Raw genomic sequence first — 20333 nt, 5'->3', positions numbered from 1 at the left:
GTCACGACGGCGTCACGCCAGCTCAGAGTCCAGATAAGCGGCGCCTATCAGCTGATCGAAAACACCTCTTTGACACCGCCCGGGCGACGGGATGAAGCTGCCGGTCGGTCATCGCGCAGCCGGCAGAAAGAGGCGGACGACACCATGAGCGGTATCGAGGACCCGAGCGACGATCTGTCGGTCACGCCGCCCAAGCGCTGGGCGACGGGCATGCCCGCGGTGACCCACGCACTGGAGTACTCCCTGGAGCAGACCTCGGTACGGCGCACCGCGCTGACCCTGCTGAACATCAACCAGGCCAAGGGGTTCGACTGCCCGGGATGCGCCTGGCCGGAGCCCGCGCCGGGCAAGCGCCACCGCAACGAGTACTGCGAGAACGGCGCCAAGCACATCGCCGACGAGGCCACCACACGCCGGGTCACCGCCGACTTCTTCCGTCGCCACCCGATCGCCGAGCTGGGCACGAAGTCCGACTACTGGCTCAACCAGCAGGGCCGGCTGACCGAGCCCATGGTCAAGCGGCCCGGCGCGCAGCACTACGATCCGATCGGCTGGGACGAGGCGCTCGACCTGCTCGCGCGGGAACTGCGGGCCCTGGACTCACCGGACGAGGCCCTCTTCTACACCTCGGGACGGCTGAACAACGAAGCCGCGTTCCTGCTGCAGCTGTTCGCCCGAGCCTTCGGCACGAACAACCTGCCCGACTGCTCGAACATGTGCCACGAGTCCAGCGGCTCGGCCCTCCAGGAAACCCTCGGTATCGGCAAGGGCAGCGTCTCACTGGACGACATCCACCAGGCCGACCTGGTCTTCGTCGTCGGGCAGAACCCCGGGACCAACCACCCGAGGATGCTCACCGCACTGGAGGAGACCAAGCGGCGCGGCGGCCGCGTCGTCGCGGTCAACCCGCTGCCCGAGGCCGGCCTGATCCGCTTCAAGCACCCGCAGAAGGCCCGCGGCATCATCGGCCGCGGCACCGCGATCGCCGACCGGTTCCTGCAGATCCGCCCCGGTGGCGACCTCGCCCTCTTCCAGATGCTGGGCCGGCTGCTTCTGGAGGCGGAGGACGCCGCCCCGGGCTCGGTGCTCGACCACGCCTTCATCGACACCCACACCACCGGCTTCGCCGACTTCGCCGAGCACGCGCGCAAGACCGCCTGGGACGACGTCCTCGCCGCGACCGGGCTCACCCGCGAGGAGGTCGAGGACGTCCACGACCTCGTCCTGCGCAGCGAGAAGATCATCGTGTGCTGGGCGATGGGACTGACCCAGCACAAGCACGGCGTCCCCACCATCCGCGAAGTCGTCAACTTCCTTCTGCTGCGCGGCAACCTGGGCCGGCCGGGCGCGGGCGTGTGCCCGGTGCGCGGGCACAGCAACGTCCAGGGCGACCGGACGATGGGCATCTGGGAGCGGATGCCGCAGTCCTTCCTCGACGCCCTGGGCCGCGAGTTCGGCTTCACCCCGCCGAGCCGGCACGGCCTGGACTCCGTGGACGCGATCAGGGCCATGCGCGACGGCCGGGCGAAGCTCTTCCTCGGCGTGGCCGGCAACTTCGTACGGGCCACGCCGGACAGCCGGGTCACCGAGGAGGCGATGCGCAGGTGCCGCCTCACCGCGCACATCTCCACCAAGCTCAACCGGTCGCACACGGTCTGCGGTGACACCGCGCTCATCCTGCCCACCCTCGGCCGCAGCGACCGGGACATCCAGGCGACCGGCGAGCAGTTCATCACCGTCGAGGACTCCATGAGCGAGGTCCACGCCTCCCGCGGGCGCCTGGACCCGGCCTCACCACACCTGCTCAGCGAGGTCGCGATCATCAGCCGGCTGGCCCGCCGCACCCTCGGCGGCATCCCGGACATCCCGTGGGAGGAGTTCGAGGCGGACTACGGCACCGTCCGCGACCGGATCGCCCGTGTCGTCCCCGGCTTCGAGGACTTCAACGCCCGGGTGGCCAGGCCCGGCGGGTTCCGCCTGCCCAACCCGGTCAACCACGGCGAGTTCCGCACCCCGAGCGGCAAGGCCGTCTTCACCTGCAACGAGTTCACGATGCCGCACGTGCCGCAGGGGCATCTGCTGCTGCAGACGCTGCGCTCCCACGACCAGTGGAACACCGTCCCGTACGCGATGAACGACCGCTACCGCGGCATCCACAACGCCCGCCGCGTCGTCCTCGTCAACCCCGACGACCTGACCGCTCTCGGCCTCGCGGACCGCGACCTGGTGGACCTGGTGGCCGTCTGGCACGACGGGGTGGAGCGCCGGGCGGAGGACTTCCGTGTCGTCGCCTACCCCACCCCCCGCGGCTCCGCGGCCTCCTACTACCCCGAGACCAACGTCCTCGTCCCGCTGGACAGCGTCGCCGACATCAGCAACACCCCCACCTCCAAGGCCGTACTGATCCGCCTGGAACCCGCCGGGGTGCCCGCCCGCACCGCGGCCGGAACGGAGCCCGCGTGGGACGCGTGACCGCTCGGCGCAGGGTGCTGCGTATCCGCGACGGCGTGGCCTCGCACCGCCCGGACACCCTCGCCGCCGAGGAGCCCATGGAGATCCGGGTGGGCGGGCGACCGCTCGCCGTCACCATGCGCACACCGGGCGACGACTTCGATCTCGCCGCCGGATTCCTGGTCGGCGAAGGCGTCCTGCACGCCGCCGCCGACGTCACGGCGATCCGCTACTGCGCCGGTGCCTCCGCGGACGGCGGCAACACCTACAACATCGTGGACGTGTCCCTGTCGCCGGGCGTGCCGGCCCCGGACGCGTCACTGGAGCGCACCTTCTACACGACGTCGTCCTGCGGACTGTGCGGCAAGGCCGGGCTGGACGCGGTCCGCACGTCGGCCGCCTGGACCGTGTCCGGTGACCCGCTGCACATCGGCCCCGACGTCCTGGCGTCGCTGCCCGGCAAGCTGCGGGCGGCACAGAAGGTGTTCGACAGCACCGGCGGCCTGCACGCCGCGGGACTGTTCACCCCCGACGGCGAACTGCTGTGCCTGCGCGAGGACGTGGGCCGGCACAACGCCGTGGACAAGGTCGTCGGACACGCCCTGCGCAGCGGACTGCTGCCCCTGCGCGGGCATGTGCTGATGGTCAGCGGCCGCGCCTCCTTCGAACTGGTGCAGAAGGCGGTGATGGCCGGCATCCCGATGCTCGCTGCCGTCTCCGCGCCGTCCTCGCTCGCCGTGGACCTGGCCGAGGAGAGCGGGCTGACCCTGGTCGGCTTCCTGCGCGGCGAGTCCATGAACGTCTACGCCGGAGCGGAGCGCTTGGCGCAGCTGTGCTCATGAACGTCCCGGATCGGCGGGCAGGAGTTCCAGCGCGGCGGCGACATCGGTGCGCCGGGCGATGTCGAGGAGGGCCCGCGCCATCACCGAGCCGGGCTCCCGGGCCATGACGACCAGCCCGACCGGCACCGTCCGTGCCGGTTCGACCAGCGGCACCGCCCGCATCCCGTACGGCACGCCGAAGACGTGCAGCCAGGCATGCGCCACGATGCTGGCCCACCGGCCCGTCCTGACGTGGGCGAACAGCGCCGCCACCGAGTCGGTCTCGACCCGGGGCGAGGGCCGGGTCCCGGCCTCGGCGAACTGTTCGTCGAGCACCCGGCGGCCCTGCATCGACGGGTTCAGCAGGCACAGCGGCAGCCGGGACGCCTCCGCCCAGGTCGCGGTCGAGTGATGTGCCAGGGCGTCGGCCGCCGTGAGCAGCAGGACGTACCGCTCCTCGTAGAGCGGAACGGAGTGGAAGTGCTCCGGCAGTTCGTCGCGGACATAGGTGAGACCGGCATCGATCTCGAAGTTCTGCAGCTGCCGCAGGATGTCCACCGACTGCATGTCCGCGATCACCTCCACCGTGGTCAGCGGATGCGCCGCGCAGAACGGGTCCGTCAGCAGCGAGGCGGCCCCCGACGCGGTCGGCACGGAGCCGATCCGCATCCGCCCGCTCAGCCCGCTGCGCAGGGCGCCGGCCTCGTCCTTGAGGGCGTCGCGGTCGGCGAGGACGCGCTGCGCCCGTACGACGATGCGCTCACCCTCCGGGGTGAGGCCCTCGAACTTGCGGCCGCGCCGCACGAGCGGCACGTCGAGTTCCTCCTCCAGCTTGCGGATCGCCTCCGACAGTGCGGGCTGGGAGACGTAGCAGGCCTGGGCGGCACGGGCGAAATGACGTTCCCGGGAGAGGGCCACCAGGTACTCGAGTTGACGAAACAGCACGTCCTCGGTCTACCCGACACCTCCCCGGAACGCCAATCAGCCCCTCGGCACCGCCACCGCGCCCGCCCTCCGTGCTGCCCCCGCCGACGGCACCGGCCGGGGCCGGCGTGAGCGGTGGAGGGGTGACAAGCCCCGGAGTATGGTGAGTACGGGTACGCCAGTGACCTGTGTGTTCTCCGTTTATGCGCTGGGAGGTCACCATGTCGTCCAAGCGACGCCGCAAGAAGAAGGCCCGCCGCGGTCACGCCGCCAACCACGGGAAACGGCCGCAGTGCTGACGGTGCGTCAGCTCTCCTGCTGTGCCTCCTGCCCGGCCGCCTTCGTGTCCGCCCCGGTCGTCTCGGAAGCGGCCTCGGTGGCGGTGTAGAACACCGACGTGCCCTGCTTGGAACGCTGGGCCTGGTTGCGGGCGACAAGGCTTTCGAGCGTGGTGCGCACGACCGTCGTCTTGACGCCGCGCTCCGGGTGCGCCTTGCCGAGCGCCTCGGCGATCTCCGCGGCCGACCGCGGCTCGTTCTGCTCGCCGAGGTGCTGACGGACGAGGTCGACCAGCTTCGGCGCGCCGGCCGCCGGTGTCCTGGCGGCCGACTTCTTCGCCGCCTGCTTCTTCGCCGTGCCGCGCGACGCGGCCGGCGCCTCGGCCGTCGTGGCCGCCTTGGCCGACTTGGCGGCCTTGGCCGTCTTGGTGGTCTTCGCGGCGGTGGTCTTCGCGGCGGTGGTACGCGTCCGCTTGGCCGCGGCGGGCTTGCGGCCGGCCGCCTTGCGCGGCGCGGGCACGACGACCGCCTCGGAGGTGTTCTCCGGCGTCACCGGCTCGGCCGCCGTCCGCGCCTCGTCGGCGGCCGAAGCGCCCTGGAGCGCCTGGTGCATGTTCTGCAGGACCGCGAAGTCGTGCTGGAGCGACGCGAGCTGCTCCTGCAGGGCGGTGATCTCCCCGCTGATCCGCTCGCGTTCCTTCGTGTTGTGCTCCAGGTCGCTCGTCACCTGCGCGAGGTACTGGGAGGTGAGTTCGGTGGCGGACACACTGCTGTCGGACATGGTGTCGGTTCTCCCTAGGTTTCCTGCGGTGTCACAGCAGGTCTCCCGCCGTGTCACAGCGCGATCAGTTGGGACACAGCATGGAGGGGCGGCTCCCCACCCTGCAAGGCCCTCGCCCAACTCATGGTCGCCGTGGTAACGACGTACGACACGACAGGGGCGACTCACCATGACCACCACACCCACCCCGCGATGACATCGGCGGTCGTCGTGGGCAGTGGGCCCAACGGGCTCGCCGCCGCCGCCCTGCTGGCCGTCGCGGGGCTCGAAGTGACCGTGCTGGAGGCCGCCGACGCAACCGGTGGCGGCACCCGCAGTTCCGAGGCTCTGGTACCGGGACTGCTGCACGACCATCACTCGGCCATTCATCCCATGGCCGTCACCTCACCGGCCCACCGCGCACTGCGTCTCGACCGTCATGGACTGCGCTGGCGGTGGGCCGTCGTCGACTGCGTACACCCGCTCGACGACGGCACCGCCGGGGTGCTGCTGCGGTCCGCCACACGGACCGCTCACCTGCTCGGAGCCGACGGCGCCCGCTACCGCGCACTGGTCGAGCCGTCGGTGACACACTGGGACGCACTCGCCCCGGACATCATGGGCCCGCTGCTGCGCCTGCCCGCCCACCCCCTGCTCCTGGCGCGGTTCGGGCTGCCCACCGCCCTGCCCGCCGCCACCCTGGCCCACATGTTCAGTACGCCTGAGGCCAGGGCCCTGTGGGCCGGCGTCGCGGCCCATGGTTTCCGTCCGCTGACCCGGCCCTTCAGTTCGGCCGTCGGCCTGGGTCTCCTTGTCGCCGGGCACGCCACCGGATGGGCCGTCGCCGAAGGGGGCTCGCGATCCATCGCCCGCGCCATGGAACACGTGCTGCGCGAGCACGGCGGCACGGTGCACACCGGCGTCCATGTCACCGACCACCGGCAGCTCCCACCCGCCGACGTGACCCTGCTCGACCTCGACCCCGGCCAGGCCGCCGCCGTCTACGGTGACCGGCTCCCGGCCCGCACCCGTGCCGCCTACCGGCGCTACCGTCGCGGGCCCGGCGCCTTCAAACTCGACCTCGCGGTGCGAGGCGGCGTCCCCTGGCGCAGCGCATCCGCCCGCCGTGCCGCCGCCGTGCATGTGGGCGGTCCCTTCGCCGAGGTCGCCCGGGCCGAGCGGGAGGTGGCGGCCGGGCACATGCCCGAGCGCCCCTTCGTCCTGGTCGGCCAGCAGTACCTGGCGGACCCCTCCCGCTCGGCCGGTGACATCCACCCCGTCTGGGCCTACGCCCATGTCCCGCACGGATACGACCAGGACGCCACGCGCGCGATCCTGGCCCAGCTGGAGCGCTTCGCACCCGGCGTGCGCGACCGGATCGTCGCCCTGCGTGCCACGCCGCCCGCCGCCCTCGCCGCGGGCAATCCCAACTTCACCGGCGGGGACATCCTCACCGGTGCCGAGACCGTCCCGCGCCTGCTGTTCGGCGCCCGCCCGGGACTCGACCCCTATGCCACGGGCCTGCCGGGCGTGTTCCTCTGTTCGGCTGCGACCCCACCGGGTCCAGGCGCCCACGGCATGTGCGGCGCCGGGGCGGCGCAGTCGGCGCTGCGCCACCTCGGCATGCCGCCGGCAGTGCTGCCGTCGGCACGGCTTCCTACAGATACGGCCGGGTGATCAGCTCGATCGCATGACCGGCCGGGTCCTTGAAGTAGACGCCCCGCCCACCGTGTTCGTGGTTGATCTCGTTCGGGCGCCGCATCTGCGGGTCGGCCCAGTGCTCGACGCCGCGCTCGCACAGCAGCCGGTACGCCCGGTCGAACAGCGCGTCGTCGACGAGGAAGGCGTAGTGCTGCATCTGGATCTCCACCGGCGGTTCGGCGAACTGCAGCAGGACACCGTCGGGGAGCTGGATGTTGGTGAACGGGCCCCAGGACGGCGCGGGCGGAACCTCCAGCAGCTCGCGGAAGAAGCGAGCGGATTCCTCACGGTCCTTGGCGGCGATGATGGTGTGGTTGAAGCTGACGGACATGTTTCGGCAGACCTCGTGATCGGGTGAGGAACGGATGGGTGCTCGTGGTTCACGAGCACCGGGAGGTCCGCGTGCCGAGGCGTGGGGGTGCCGGCCGGGCACCCGCGGTGGGATCAGCTCTCCACCGGATCGCCGATCCGTGCATGGCGTAGAGCCGGTCCGGTGTTCACGTCCCGGACCCTACGCGGTCACGACCCACGCCCACAACTCGGTTTGTCAGAGGGCGGGTTCGGCGGCCGGCTCCACGCCTGCCCGAGGAGCACGGCCCGGCAGGATCAGCACCGCGAGGACGGCGAGGACGGCCACCGCGGCGAAGAAGTAGAAACCCCACGGATGCCCGACGCCGGCGGCCACCAGCGCCCCGCTGACCGACGGGCCGACGATCGAGCCGAGCCGGCCGATGCCCGAGGCCGAGCCGAGCGCGGTGCCCCGCACGGACGCCGGGTAGAAGGACGTCACATAGGCGTACACCAGTACCTGCGCGGAGAAGACGAAGACACCGGTGAGGAACACCACCGTGTCCAGCAGCAGATCGCTGTCCGTCCGGACGCTCAGCAGCGCCAGCATGACCGCAGCCGTGGCGAACCAGCCGATCGTGGTGCTCTTGATGCCCCGCCGGTCCGCGACGAACCCGGCCAGGACGAGACCGACGACCCCGCCGGCGTTGAGGACCAGCAACTGCGTCACGGCCGTCGGCACCGGATAGCCGGCGTCGTTCATCAGCTTCGGCAGCCAGGTGTTGAGGCCGTACACCAGCAGCAGCCCCATGAACGACGCGAGCCAGACGCCCACGCCCGCCCGCAGGTACGCCGGCTTGAGCAGTTCCGTGAAGGGAACGCGCGTGGTCGCCTGCTCGGCCCCGCGGGCCCGCGCGAACGCCTCCGACTCGGGCAGCCGGAACCACTGGATCGCGGCGACGGCGAGCCCCGCCGCACCGAGGACGTAGAAGAGCACCTCCCAGTCTCCGGTGACCTCCAGCGCGAGCAGTGAGGTGATCACGGCCCCGGTGTGGTAGCCGGTCATGGTCAGGGTGCTGGCCCGCGCCCGCCGCTCGGCCGGCATGTGCTCGGCCATCACCGTCAGGGACACCGGCATACAGGCGCCCAGACCCAGTCCCGCCGCCAGCCGCAGCAGGGCGAACACGGTGACCGAACCGGCCAGTGGCACCAGGATGGTGAACAGCGAGAACAGCACCACCGAGCCGATGAGTACCACTCTGCGGCCCAGCCGGTCGGCGAGCGGGCCGACGGACACCGCGCCGATCGCGACGCCCACCAGGGACAGCGTGGCGATGGTCGTGGCGTCCCCGGCGGTCATGCCGAGGTGACGGGTCTTCAGCAGGGTGGGGATGATCGCGCCGAGCACGACGAGGTCGTAGCCCTCGAGCAGGACGGTGATCCAGCACAGGACCACCGTCCAGGCGCCGCGGCCCGGTATGGGGGAGGGGTGAGCGGATGTCATGGGGAGGTGTTCTCCTCGAAGGCGGCTGCGGGAGACGGCACGTGCGGGGACGGGTCAGAACGGGTAGTCGGCGATGTCGGGGCGGACGGTGAGCCACTGGGTCTCGGTGAACGCCTCGATGTTCGCGGCGGCACCGCCGAACCGGGAACCCGTGCCGGAGGCCTTGACCCCGCCGAAGGGGGCGTTGGGCTCGTCGTTGACGGTCTGTTCGTTGATGTGGACCTTGCCGGAGTCGATGCGGTCGGCGAGCCGCATGGCCGCCCCGACCTCACCGAGGATGCCGACGGACAGCCCGTAGGGGCAGTCGTCGACGATCCGGGCGGCCTCCTCCACCGTGGAGAAGCCCATGACGGGTGCCACGGGGCCGAAGATCTCCTCCTGCCAGGCCGGCATGTCCGTCGTCAGCCCGGTCAGCACGGTGGCGCGGTATCCGGCCCCCACGATCTCGCCGCCCGCCGCGACCTTGGCGCCGGCGGCGACGCTGTCCGTCACGATCGTGTGGATCCGCTCCAGCTGGCGGCGGTCGATGATCGGGCCGAGCGCGACCTCCTCGCGCGCTGGCGACCCGACCGGCAGCGCCTCGGCCTTCGCCGCGAGCGCCGCCACGTACTCCTTGAGCAGCGACTCGTGGACGAGGTGCCGTCCGGTCGTCATGCAGATCTGCCCCTGGTGCAGATACGACCCGAAGGCGCCCGCGGACGCCGCCTTCGCCACGTCGGCACCCGGCAGCACGACCAGCGCGTTGTTCCCGCCGAGTTCGAGATGCGCCCGCTTCAGCAGCCGCCCGGCCCGCTCGCCGATGGCCCGCCCGACCGGTGTGGAGCCGGTGAACGACACCACCCGCACCTCGGGCGCCTCCACGACCGCCTGCCCCACCGAGCCGTCACCGGGCAGCAGGTGCAGCAGCCCGTCGGGCAGCCCGGCCTCCTCGAAGACCCGGGCGATGACGACACCGCCGCTGACCGCCGTCCGCGGATCCGGCTTGAGCAGCACGGCGTTGCCCAGGGCCAGGGCCGGCGCCACCGAGCGCAGCCCCAGGATGAGCGGGAAGTTGAACGGGGCGATCACGCTCACCACACCGGCGGGCCGGCGGCGCGCCAGGGACCAGCGGGCCTCCTCCGAGGTGAGCACCTCGCCCTGCGGATGCGTCGGCAGGCCCGCGCACTCGAAGCACTCGCCGATCGCGAGCCGGGTCTCGAAGCCCGCCTTGGCCCGCACCGAGCCGGCCTCGCGCACCAGCCAGTCCTCGATCTCCACGGCGTGCGCGGTGAACAACTCGCCCGCGCGCCGCAGCACGTCCGCCCGCCGCCGCGGTGACGTGCGGGCCCACTCCCGCTGCGCCTCGGCCGCCCGGACGGCAGCCCGGCGTACGTCGTCGGGGGTGACGACCCCGATCGTGCCGAGCCGGTCACCGGTGGCGGGTTCGACCACCGGCTGTGCGGAGGCGGAGCTGTGCCAGCCCCCGCTGAAGAACCTTCCGCTCCAGACGTCGCTGTCCAGGAGTGTCATCGGCTGTTGCCCTTCTTCGTCTTTTCGTCTTCTCGTCTGCTCGTCACGGGTCGGTCGGGGGGGGTATCGACGGTCAGTTGGGGGTGGTGAGCGCGGTGTCGACCTGGATCAGCCGCGGTCCGCCGGGGCGTACGGCGAGCAGGGCCCGCAGCTCCTCGGCACCGGACGCGTGGACGGCCGGGACGCCGTATCCCTCGGCGATCCGGGTGAAGTCGAGGCCGGGGATGTCCAGTCCGGGCGCGTCCGGCACCCCGAGCAGCCCGCCGAACCAGCGCAACGCCCCGTAGGTGCCGTTGCGCAGCAGCACCACGGTCAGCGGCAGCCGGAGGCGGGCCGCCGTCCACAGGGCCGTGATGCCGTAGTTGGCCGAGCCGTCGCCGGTGACCCCCACGACGGGGCGGTCGGGCCGGGCGAGCGCCACGCCCACGGCACCGGGCAGCCCGAAGCCGAGCCCGCCGGCCGCCGGGAAGGAGTAGGAACCGGGCCGGCGCAGGTCCATCTGGCGCCACCACGCGGCGTTCGTCGACGTCGACTCCACGACGTACGCCGTGTCCTCGGGCAGCGTCTCACGCAGCGCCGCGAAGACCTCCTCGGGGTGAAGACGTCCGTCCTCGGCCGTCAGCGGCGGCGGCACCGGCCGGTAGGCGCCCGGGGGCGCGGTGGGCGCGTCGAGGGAGGCCAGCAGCAGCTCGATCACCGCACCGGGATCGGCGACCAGCGCCTCGCCCATCGGTGCCCGCGCCGCGGCGGAGGCATCGCCGGTGATCTGCACCAGGCGGGTGCCCTGCGGCAGATAGCGGCCCGGGAGGTACTCGTGGTAGCGGAAGACGGGCGCGCCGAGGACCAGCACCAGGTCATGACCCTCGAAGGCCTGGCGGACGGGCTCGATACCCGCCGGAAGCACACCCCGGAACTGCGGGTGCCGGTTGGGGAAGGGCAGGCGGAACAGCGAGGGCGCCGCCCACACCGGGCCGCCCAGGGACTCGGCCAGCCGTACGGCGGCGTCGAAGTGACCGTCGGTGTCGATGTCACCGCCCAGCACGAGCGCCGGCCGCCGCGCGGAGGCCACCTGCTCCACGAGCCACCGCGCATGCTCCGCGCCGGGTGAGCCCGCCTGCCGCACCTGCCGGTCCAGGACGGCGGAGGCGTTGTCCCCGGCGTCCGCGGCCCAGTCGTCGTAGGGCACGGACAGATACGTCGGACGCCGCTGCAGCCGCGCCTCGAAGACCGCCTGCGCCAGCGCCCGCGGCACGTCCTGCGCGCAGGCCGGCTCGGCGGCCCAGCCGACGAGGGGTTTCATCAGCGCGGGCGCGTCCACATTGGTCAGGTTCGCCTCCGGGCCCATGGCGGCCCGCACCTGCTGTCCGGCCACGACCACCAGCGGCGTACGCGAGGCGACGGCGTTGGTCAGGGCGCCCATCGCGTTCCCGGACCCGGCGGCCGCGTGCAGGTTGACCAGCACCGGGCGGCCCGTGGCCTGGGCGTATCCGTCGGCCATGCCGACGACCGCGCCCTCGTGCAGACCCAGCACATAGCGGAAACCGTCGGGCAGCTCCGCCAGGAAGGGCAGCTCGTTGGAGCCGGGGTTGCCGAAGATCGTGGTCAGCCCCTGGCGGTGGAGGAACTCGTGGGAGACACGGCGAACGGAGGGCACGGAACGGTCCTTTCCGAAGTGACGAGCGCCACGCTAAAGATCCCGCGACATGGACTCCAATAGATGTTTCCGCGCGGCGATATAGAAGCGATCGATAGAGTGATCGGCATGAGGAGTTTCGACCTCAACCTGGCCCGCGTCTTCGTCCTGCTGTACGAGACCGGCAGCGTCACCGCCACCGCCGAGACGCTGCACCTCACCCAGCCCACGGTGAGCTACAGCCTGGCCAAGCTGCGCCGGCACTTCGGTGACGAGCTGTTCCGCCGCACCGGCCGCGGACTGACCCCGACCGCGGGCGCGCGCCGGCTGTACGAGCCGCTGCAGCGGGCGCTCGCGGAGATCGACGGCGCGGTGCGCCAGGCCGACGCCTTCGACCCCGAGACCATGCCGGGCCGTTTCACCCTCGCCCTGTCCGACCTCGGCGAGGCGACTCTGCTGCCCCGCCTCCTCGCGGCGGCCCGGGCGCGGGCCCCGCGCGTGTCGTTCACCGTGCGCGCCCTCGACGTCGAGGAGGCCGAGGACCAGCTGCGCCGCGGTGACCTGGACGCCTTCGTGGCCACCCCGGTGCTCACGTCGCACAGCACCGTGCGCATCCCGCTGTTCGGCGAGCGGTACGTCGCCATGGTCGCCGCCGACCACCCCCGGGTGCGCGGCGACGCGGTCGGCCTCGACCAGCTCGCCGCCGAGCACCACGCGACCGTCTACGGGCCCAGCGGGCACGTCGTGCCCCGCGAGGTGCTCGCCACGTACGGGCTGCTGGACCGGGTGGCCGTGGACGCCACCCGGTTCTCGATGCTGCCGTACCTGCTGGAGCAGACCGATCTGATCGCGATCGTCCCCGAGTTCGTGGGGGAGGTCTTCACGGCCTCCCGCCGGCTGCGCCTGGTGCGCCTGCCCTTCGAGACGGAACCGATCGAGGTGGCGCTGTACGCCCGGCACGAGTCCTCGCGCAGCCCCGCCCAGCGGTGGCTGGTGCGGTTCATGGCCGACGTGCTCGGCGAACGCGTCAGCCCGGCCCAGCTGCCTCCGTCCACGGTCCGCTAGCCGGCGGCTCGACGGACGGTGACGGTCACCTCGCGACCCGGCGCGGCCGGCACCCACGCCCGGCCCGGCGCTGTGCGCAGCACCGTCGCGTCGGCGGTGACCCGCCAGCTGCCCGGGGGCAGGGACAGCTCGGTGAGCCGCGCGCCGTGCCGGGCGGCGCGGTAGACCAGCCGGTACACACCCTTCTCGGGGTCGTACGACGCGGAGCGCACCGTGCCGGCCACGCTCTCCGCGTACGGCTCGGCGGTCAGCTCCTTGTTGACGCGCAACGCGCTGGAGCCGTCCAGCGCGCAGTACCCGCCGCCGTAACACCAGACATAGCCCGCCCAGCCGGAGGTGTAGCGGGCCAGGGAAGCCATCGCGTCGGCGTAGAAACGCCGCATGTTCGGCAGGGAGTTGTTCAGCGGCCCCCACTCGCCCACCACGACCGGCACCTTGTACTGCTTCGGGTACGCGACGATTGCCCGCTCGTACGCCTCGATCCATCCGGCGCCGGGGTCGTAGTCGGCACCGGCCTCCATGGCGGTGTTGTAGAAGTGCGGGGCGTACACCACCTTCGGGTCGTCGATCCGCCCGAGACCGGTCGGCACACCCTCGCCGACGATCGGTGTGGGCTCGACGAAGACCCAGCCGTTCCGGTCGGCCGAACGCACGGCGTCGGCCAGGCGGTTGTACATCGGGGTGAGCTGTTCCCGCTCGATGCGGCCGGCCGCCGTCGGCAGGTCCTCGCCCTCCTTCGGCTCGCCCATCGGCTCGTTGATCAGGTCGTAGCCGAACACCGCCGGGTGATGGGCGAAGCGCTGGGCGAGTACCCGCCAGGCGTCGGCCTGGGCGCGGCGCAGATCGGGGTCGTCGTAGAGGTGGGTGAAGGCGCGCTGGACGGCCGGCTCGAAGTACTCGGCGAACCAGTCGCCGGGGTGCGGGGTGAACGGCAGCCCGTCGGTTCTGGTCGCCCACTCGGGTATGCCGCGATGGCCGAACGCGGGCCCGAAGACGTCCTGGTGGGCGTCGAGCACCACGTTGAGGTCATAGCGCGCGGCCCAGTCCAGGATGCGCTGGATCTTGCGCAGATACGCCTCGCTGTACTGCCCCGGCCGTGGCTCCAGGTCGTCCCAGAAGACCAGCAGCCGGGCGAAGTCGAAGCCGTGCGCGCGCAGGTCGCGGAAGTGCCGCTCGGTGATGGCGGACAGCGCCTTCTCGCCCCGGTTCGTCTTGTCCTCGACGTTCCAGCCGCGCAGCGTGAGCACCCGACCCTGCCGGTCGGTGAGGTGAGGGATGCCTGTCATGTCCGCCGGCCGGGGCGGGGCGGGGGCCTGCGCATGTGCCGGGAGGGTGGCGGGAATGAGCAGCGCGGCCGCAACCGCACTCGCCGTCAGGGTCGTTCGCAGCACGGACACCTCCGGGGTCGGTGACGCCATCGAGCCGCCGAAACGGAACTTGAGACTCCCTCAACTTCACTCGGCAGAGGTATTCCCAAACGCGGCTACCGGCCAGTAAATACCGTGGGTAACCCCACGTCCAGGAGGAGTCATGAGACGCTCCGGGTACCGCATCCGGTGGACCGTCACCACCCTCGCCGCCCTGCTCGGCCTGGCGACGGCCGCCCTCCCCGCCACCGCGACCGCCGCCGACGGCGCCCCGCGGCAGGCGTATGCCGCTCCGCTGTCCGCCACCCCGCTCCCGCCCGACCTGGAGGCCGTCCGCGCCGCCGAGGCCACCAAGCTCTACGGCGACCCGGCCGAACGGCCCCTCGCCGACCGCAGGACCGCCCTGATCTCCCTCGGCGACAGCGAGATCTCCGGCGAGGGCGTCGGCACCTACGAGGCACCCACCAACGGCCCGGACAACTGGTGCCACCGCTCACCCGACGCCGCCATCCACCGCACCGGCATCCCCGCCGACCTCACCTACAACGTCGCATGCTCCGGCGCCTACACCGGCAACATCCGGATCGGCGGCGCACAGCAGTACGCCGACGAACTCGTCCAGAGCGACAGCCTCGCCGTCAAGGCGCGCAACACCCGCATCAAGATGGTGCTGCTGGTCGCGGGCGCCAACGACGACCTCCAGTTCGGCCCCGTGATGACCGACTGCGTCGAGCGCTACCTGCTCTCCCAGGGGCCCTGCGAGCCGAAGTACGCCCCGGGCTGGCAGGCCCGCGTCGACGCCCTCGTACCCAAGGTCGAGCAGACCGTCCGCGACCTGAAGTCCGTGATGCGCGACGCCGGTTACGCCGACGGCGACTACAAGCTCGTCCTGATGAGCTACCCCAGCCCCATCGGCCCCGACTTCCGCGACAACCCCGACTTCACCACCAAGCTCGCCTGCGGCGGCCTCGGTTACGACTCCGACACCGTCTGGGGACGCAACACCGCCGTCCCCGCGTTCGAGCGCGGGATCCGCAGGGCCGCGGCCGACACCGGCGCCTTCTACCTGGACAACTCCCGGCTGTTCCACGGCCACGAGGTCTGCACGGAGAACACCTGGGCCCGCGGTCTGTTCATCGACGTGACCAAGCCCGGCCTGCCCGACGAGAACTCCGTGCGCCAGTCCTTCCACCCCAACGCCCGCGGTCACGCCGCCTTCGCCGCCTGTCTCACCCGCTTCTACGCCGCCGGTCTGCGCGAGGCGTCCTGCGCGGACGTCGACTCCTCGGGCACACCGACACTCTTCCCCTTCGCCTGGGACGACGTCTACACCGCGCTGCGCAACGAGGCCACCGGCACCTGTATGGACGTCACCGCCTCCCGGAGCGCGAACAACACCGGCGTGCTCGGCTGGGACTGCACCGGCAACCGCAACCAGCACTGGTGGTACGACCCGGCCCGGCAGACCTACCACACCGAACTCACCCAGGACCGCTGCCTGGACGTGCCCGGCGCGCAGTACCGCGCGGGCGCCGCGCTGATCGTGTGGAACTGCTCCGGCGCGGCGAACCAGAAGTTCGTCCGCGACGGCGCCACGATCCACCCGGCCGCCGCGACGGGGCTGTGCCTGACGCAGTCGGCACCGCGCGAGCCACTGCGCCTGCAGAACTGCGACGGCTCGGCGAGCCAGCGGTTCACCTCATGAGCACCGACGCGTGAAACCGGCCGGCCGGAGCACCGCCCCGGCCGGCCACCACCGGAGCACCGCCCCGGCCGGCCACCACCGGAGCCGGCGCATGCCGCCGTGGTTCTGCGTGAGCGCCGTGCGCGTGTGCGGCCCGACTCGGGGCATCCGCAAGTGTGTTCCCACGCGAAAGCGGAAGCCGACTCCGAAGGGAAGGGCATCGTGCTGGCTGTCGTCTCGGCGGTTCTGTTCTTCATCGCCTTTTTGATCAATGCGGTCGACATCTCCACCAACGACACGTTCACCTCGACCAACGTCATGCTGCTCGGCCTCACGGCGCTCGCCCTGCACCTGGCGGGGGTGGGCGGCGGCTGGTCGGTCCGCGGCCGCAGGCGCTGACGTGCACCCCTGACACACCTCGCGCGGCCCGTGCAGCAACCGGAACGCCACCACTCTCCCGGACAACCACTCCAACGAGTGAATTACAGGATGAATTTCCGGACGTCTCCCGCTTCGTCCGGTGTGCTGAGCCGCGCAGGCCCGAACGGGACGGGGCCGGCCGACGAGGCAGGGGGAGTGGGGCGTATGCGTCTCTTCGTGTGGTGTGCCTGGGTGCTGACGGCCGTTCTGGGCGGCTATCTGGCCACGGTGTGGATCCGCCACGGGGGGCTGCGCCAGCGCACGCCCGGCGTGACCCGGCTGCCGCTGTGGCTGGTGCTCGGGCACGTCGCGCTCGCGGTGGCGGGACTGGCCGCGTGGACCGCCTATCTGCTGGGCGGGGTGCGCGGTTCGGCGTGGGCGGCCTGCGCGGTCGTCCTCATCGTCGCGGCCTTCGGTTTCATGATGCTGCTGCGCTGGCTGCCCAGTTCGGGCCGCCACTCGAACGCCGGGGGTGCCACCGCCGAGCGGCACTTCCCGCTGACCGCCGTCGTCGCCCACGGCACCAGCGCCGGTGCCACCGTGCTGCTCGTGGTCCTCGTCGTGCTGCGCATGGCGTAGGGCCGGGCGCGCCGGGGGCGGGCCGGCTCAGTATGGCGGTCCGTGGCGCCGCGCGGCCCCGGTCACGTGCCCGGCGTGCGCTGGGTGGGCGCGCCCGCGCGGGGGCGGGAGCGGGTGAACCAGCCGTGGACGGCGTCCCAGGCGTGCGCGCGGGCGGCCTCCCAGTCCGGCTCCCAGCCGGGCCGCACCCCGCGCGCCCCCCACCCGTCGGGCCGGCGGCGCGGCACGTCGAGCCCGGCCGCGTGGGCGGCGAGGGCCGCGTCGCACACCTCGCGGGCGATCCGCACGGCTTCCCGGCCGCTGTCGGCCTGGCCGGTGAAGACATAGCTGCCTCGCCGGTCGGGCTGGGCCGGATGCGTGATCGGGACGTCGACCTGGAAGAACGGCTTGGCCACCACGTCCACCTTCCTGTGTCGGTCGGTCGGTGTGACGAACGTATGGGCGATCGGCCGTACCTGCCATCCGGGGAGGGGGCCCTACGTATACGCAATTAACCCGCTGTGTGCGCCACGGCTCCGGTCGATCCCGACCGGAGTCTTTTGTTCCGCCCCACCTCGGACGCACAATCGTCGTTCGAACGCTGGCAGATCCGGGGGCCGACGGCTGGAGCAATGTGGTGGCGCTTGGTGACGCTCCGTGGATACACAGGCTGAAGCGGACGCTGGACGGCGAAGCCGGCCGGCCGGTGCTCGTACTCGTGGAGGGCCCCGCCGGCTTCGGCAAGAGCCGTCTCGTCCGCTGTCTGACCACGGCTCCCTGGGCGGCCCGCACGCCCCGTGAGGTGTGGACCTGCGGAACCGGCGAGCCCCCCGCCCTGCCCGCCGGGGACGGACCGCTGCTGCTCGTCGCCGAGGACCTGCATCGGGCGCGGGACCGGGACATGGCATGGCTGCACGAGGTGCTGGAGGGCGCGCGCCCGGGACTCGCGGCCGTGGTCACCTACCGGCCGGAGGACCTGCCCGAGCCGGGACTGCCGCTGGGCACGCCACCGCCGCACTACCCGCCCCAGCTGTCCGTGCGCAGGCACCGCCTGCGGCCCTGGACCGCCGACGACGTGCGCAGGTTCGCCGCCGAGGCCCTGGGCAGGCGCTGCACACCGGAGGCGGTCGCACGGCTGCACGAACGGTCCGCGGGCTTCCCGCAGGTCGTCGCCGACCTGGTGGAGGCGCTGGGGGACTGCCCCGATGCGCAGTGGTACACCCCGGCCGACGTGGACGCGGCCGGGGTTCCGGTGCGCCTGGCCGACCTCGTGCGGGGCCGTGCCGCCGCGCTCGCCGAGGACCACCGGCCCGTCGTATGGGCGGCGGCCGTGCTCGAGCGGCCCGCCACCGACACCGAGCTGATCGCCGTGGCGGCCCTCGGAGCGCGGGAGGGCCGTACGGCCCTGATCGCCGCGCTGGCGTCCGGACTGCTCGTGGAGGCCGCCGACGGCCGCTACCGGCTGATCTGCCCGCTCGCCGCCCAGGCCCTGCACCAGGTGCTGCCCGGTCCGCTCCGCGCCCACCTGCACGGACGGGCCGCCGACGCGCTCGGTGCCCGGCAGCCGGCGTCCTGGTCGGAACTCGCCCGCCATCGCCGTGCCGCCGGCCGTGTGCGCAGCTGGCTGCGGGCGGTGGAGCGGGCCGCGGACGAGGCCCACGCCCTCGGGGAGAGCGCCCGCTACCAGGAGGCCATCGGGCTGCTCGAACAGGCGATGGCCTCTCCGCTCGTCTCCCCGCAGGCCAGGGCCCGGCTGGCGCCCGTGCTGGCCCGCAGCGCCGTCGACGGGCTGCGCTCCGACCAGACCGTCGAGGCGCTGCAGCGCGTCGTCCGCGACGACACCCTGCCGGCCGCGGTGCGCGGCGAGATCCGTCTGGACCTCGGGCTGCTCATGGTCAACCAGGTCGGCGGCGAGGACGGCCGCGCCGTGCTGGAACAGGCCGCGGCGGAACTGCGCGAGGAGCGGCCCGCCCTCGCCGCGCGGGCGATGTGCGCCCTCGCCTCACCGCGCTGGCCCGGCACCGGCGCCGATGTGCACGAGAAGTGGCTGCGGGCCGCCGGCCAGGCCGCCGCCGACAGCGGCGACGAGGCCGCCCGGGCGGCCGTGGCCACGGCCCGGGTCACCCTCGCCACCATGCGGGGCGACCCGCGGGGCTGGGCGCTGATCGACGACCTGCCCACCACGAGCACGGACGCCCAGGCGCGCCGGCACGCCGCGCGCGGGCTGTGCAACGCCGCCGACGCGGCGGTCTGGCTCGGCCAGTACGAACGAGCCGAGAAACTCCTCGCCGAAGGCGTCGAACTCTCCGTGACCAGCGGCTCGCCGTTCACCGAACACACGGCGCTCGGCGCCCGCCTGACCCTGGACTGGATGCGGGGACGCTGGCAGGGGCTCGCCGAGCGGTGCGAGACGTTCGTGGCCGCCACCTTCGACATGCCGCTCATCTCCAGCGACGGACGGCTGGTCCTCGGCCTGCTGGCGCTCGCCCAGGGCGAGTGGGGCCGGGCGGTGTCCTGGCTGTCGGGCGAGCGCGGCACAGCACCGGAGTACGTCTCGCCGAGCCAGTCCGCCACCATGTCCGGCGCGCTGATCCGCCGTGAACTGGCCCGTGACGAGGTGGCGAACGCGGCCGCCGAGGCCCACACGGCCTGGGAGAAGGTCGCCCGCAAGGGCATCTGGGCCTGGGCCGCCGAACTGGCCCCCTGGGCGGTCGAGGCGACGGCCCGCGCGGGCCGCCTGACGGAGGCCCGGTCCATGGTCGACGCCTTCGCCGCGGGACTGGACGGCGTCGACGCGCCCGGCGCCCGCGCCGCGTTGATCTGGGCCCGGGCCGCGCTCGCCGAGACCACCGGCGAGGCGTCCGAGGCGACGGCGCTGTACCGCGAGGCGTGCGCCGCCTACGGCGCGCTGGGCCGGCCGTACGCGCGGGCGCTGACCGCCGAGGGCGCCGGACGCTGCGCGCTGACCGCCCGCGACGGCGGCGGGACCGACTCCACCGCCGCCGAACTCGCGTCCTGCGTCGAGCAGTTCACGCGCCTCGGCGCCACCTGGGACGCCGCCCGTACCCGCGCGCTGCTGCGCGCGCACGGCCCCGCGCCCGAACGCCGCCCGAACGGCCGCCCCGCCTACGGCGACCAGCTCTCGCCGAGGGAACGCGAGGTGGCCGAACTGGCCGGCTCGGGACTCACCAACCGCGAGATCGCCGCCACCCTGCACCTGTCGCCGCGCACCGTGGAACAGCACGTGGCCCGCGCCATGCGCAAGCTGAACCTGGTCTCACGGCAGCAGCTGGCCGACCCGGGCGACGGCATCTGAGACCCGCGGCACCGATCGGCACCGCCGGGCCGGGCCGACACCGGGGCCACCCGG

The 20333-nt window shown here is 72.7% G+C and carries 17 protein-coding genes; 9 read left to right on the top strand and 8 right to left on the bottom strand.

From position 1 onward, the window contains the following. Positions 1 to 144 precede the first annotated feature (144 nt). On the top strand, positions 145 to 2472 hold the full coding sequence (locus tag ACZ64A_RS24430; RefSeq protein WP_469813082.1) for an FdhF/YdeP family oxidoreductase: 2328 nt from the start codon (positions 145 to 147) through the stop codon (positions 2470 to 2472). Beyond that, positions 2460 to 3293, top strand: a complete 834-nt coding sequence (fdhD, locus tag ACZ64A_RS24425; RefSeq protein ID WP_469813081.1) for a formate dehydrogenase accessory sulfurtransferase FdhD — start codon at positions 2460 to 2462, stop codon at positions 3291 to 3293. The genes ACZ64A_RS24430 and fdhD overlap by 13 nt, the downstream gene beginning before the upstream one ends. Here fdhD and ACZ64A_RS24420 read toward each other — a convergent pair. Beyond that, entirely contained in the window at positions 3288 to 4217 is a 930-nt protein-coding gene (locus ACZ64A_RS24420; protein WP_469813079.1) for a LysR family transcriptional regulator, read from the bottom strand. The two genes, fdhD and ACZ64A_RS24420, sit on opposite strands and share 6 nt — an antisense overlap. 182 nt (positions 4218 to 4399) lie before the next feature. Here ACZ64A_RS24420 and ACZ64A_RS24415 point away from each other — a divergent pair, with 182 nt between their 5' ends. Then, positions 4400 to 4495: a hypothetical protein gene (locus ACZ64A_RS24415; RefSeq protein WP_469813077.1), complete on the top strand. Its 96-nt coding sequence runs from the start codon at positions 4400 to 4402 to the stop codon at positions 4493 to 4495. A 7-nt stretch (positions 4496 to 4502) separates the two neighbouring features. Here the strand turns inward: ACZ64A_RS24415 and ACZ64A_RS24410 are convergent, their stop codons facing one another. Continuing rightward, entirely contained in the window at positions 4503 to 5255 is a 753-nt protein-coding gene (locus tag ACZ64A_RS24410; protein ID WP_469813076.1) for a hypothetical protein, read from the bottom strand. Between the two features lie 192 nt (positions 5256 to 5447). Here ACZ64A_RS24410 and ACZ64A_RS24405 point away from each other — a divergent pair, with 192 nt between their 5' ends. Continuing rightward, positions 5448 to 6911: a phytoene desaturase family protein gene (locus ACZ64A_RS24405; RefSeq protein WP_469813074.1), complete on the top strand. Its 1464-nt coding sequence runs from the start codon at positions 5448 to 5450 to the stop codon at positions 6909 to 6911. Here ACZ64A_RS24405 and ACZ64A_RS24400 read toward each other — a convergent pair. The 4 genes from ACZ64A_RS24400 to mdlC form a co-directional block, all read right to left on the bottom strand. Beyond that, the gene (locus tag ACZ64A_RS24400; protein WP_469813072.1) at positions 6892 to 7266 is read right to left on the bottom strand and encodes a VOC family protein; all 375 of its coding nucleotides are present in this window, start codon (positions 7264 to 7266) and stop codon (positions 6892 to 6894) included. The two genes, ACZ64A_RS24405 and ACZ64A_RS24400, sit on opposite strands and share 20 nt — an antisense overlap. A 216-nt stretch (positions 7267 to 7482) precedes the next feature. Continuing rightward, entirely contained in the window at positions 7483 to 8727 is a 1245-nt protein-coding gene (locus ACZ64A_RS24395) for an MFS transporter (RefSeq protein ID WP_469813071.1), read from the bottom strand. Between the two features lie 54 nt (positions 8728 to 8781). Beyond that, positions 8782 to 10236: a benzaldehyde dehydrogenase gene (locus tag ACZ64A_RS24390; RefSeq protein WP_469813069.1), complete on the bottom strand. Its 1455-nt coding sequence runs from the start codon at positions 10234 to 10236 to the stop codon at positions 8782 to 8784. 73 nt (positions 10237 to 10309) lie between these two features. Next, positions 10310 to 11890, bottom strand: a complete 1581-nt coding sequence (gene mdlC / locus ACZ64A_RS24385) for a benzoylformate decarboxylase (RefSeq protein WP_469813067.1) — start codon at positions 11888 to 11890, stop codon at positions 10310 to 10312. 108 nt (positions 11891 to 11998) lie between these two features. Between mdlC and ACZ64A_RS24380 the strand changes: the two genes are divergently transcribed. Beyond that, positions 11999 to 12934: a LysR family transcriptional regulator gene (locus tag ACZ64A_RS24380; RefSeq protein ID WP_469813065.1), complete on the top strand. Its 936-nt coding sequence runs from the start codon at positions 11999 to 12001 to the stop codon at positions 12932 to 12934. Here ACZ64A_RS24380 and ACZ64A_RS24375 read toward each other — a convergent pair. Continuing rightward, entirely contained in the window at positions 12931 to 14352 is a 1422-nt protein-coding gene (locus ACZ64A_RS24375) for a cellulase family glycosylhydrolase (protein ID WP_469813064.1), read from the bottom strand. The genes ACZ64A_RS24380 and ACZ64A_RS24375 overlap by 4 nt on opposite strands. Before the next feature lie 112 nt (positions 14353 to 14464). On the opposite strand from ACZ64A_RS24375, the gene ACZ64A_RS24370 reads away from it, so the two are divergent. From ACZ64A_RS24370 to ACZ64A_RS24360, 3 genes are all read left to right on the top strand, one after another. Then, positions 14465 to 16006: a ricin-type beta-trefoil lectin domain protein gene (locus ACZ64A_RS24370; protein ID WP_469813062.1), complete on the top strand. Its 1542-nt coding sequence runs from the start codon at positions 14465 to 14467 to the stop codon at positions 16004 to 16006. Between the two features lie 201 nt (positions 16007 to 16207). Next, entirely contained in the window at positions 16208 to 16384 is a 177-nt protein-coding gene (locus ACZ64A_RS24365) for a hypothetical protein (RefSeq protein ID WP_469813060.1), read from the top strand. Between the two features lie 186 nt (positions 16385 to 16570). Next, positions 16571 to 16984 carry a hypothetical protein gene (locus tag ACZ64A_RS24360; protein WP_469813058.1) on the top strand — a complete coding sequence of 138 codons (414 nt, stop codon included), beginning with the start codon at positions 16571 to 16573 and terminating at the stop codon, positions 16982 to 16984. A gap of 62 nt (positions 16985 to 17046) precedes the next feature. On the opposite strand, the gene ACZ64A_RS24355 is transcribed toward ACZ64A_RS24360, so the two are convergent. Then, positions 17047 to 17379: a hypothetical protein gene (locus ACZ64A_RS24355; RefSeq protein WP_469813056.1), complete on the bottom strand. Its 333-nt coding sequence runs from the start codon at positions 17377 to 17379 to the stop codon at positions 17047 to 17049. Positions 17380 to 17669: 290 nt separating this feature from the next. On the opposite strand from ACZ64A_RS24355, the gene ACZ64A_RS24350 reads away from it, so the two are divergent. Beyond that, positions 17670 to 20279 carry a helix-turn-helix transcriptional regulator gene (locus ACZ64A_RS24350; protein ID WP_469813054.1) on the top strand — a complete coding sequence of 870 codons (2610 nt, stop codon included), beginning with the start codon at positions 17670 to 17672 and terminating at the stop codon, positions 20277 to 20279. The last annotated feature ends 54 nt before the right edge of the window (positions 20280 to 20333 follow it).

Source organism: Streptomyces sp. NPDC104814, from assembly GCF_055583185.1.
The sequence above is the reverse complement of the archived record's forward strand: the minus strand, read 5'-3'. Positions and strand labels throughout refer to the sequence as shown.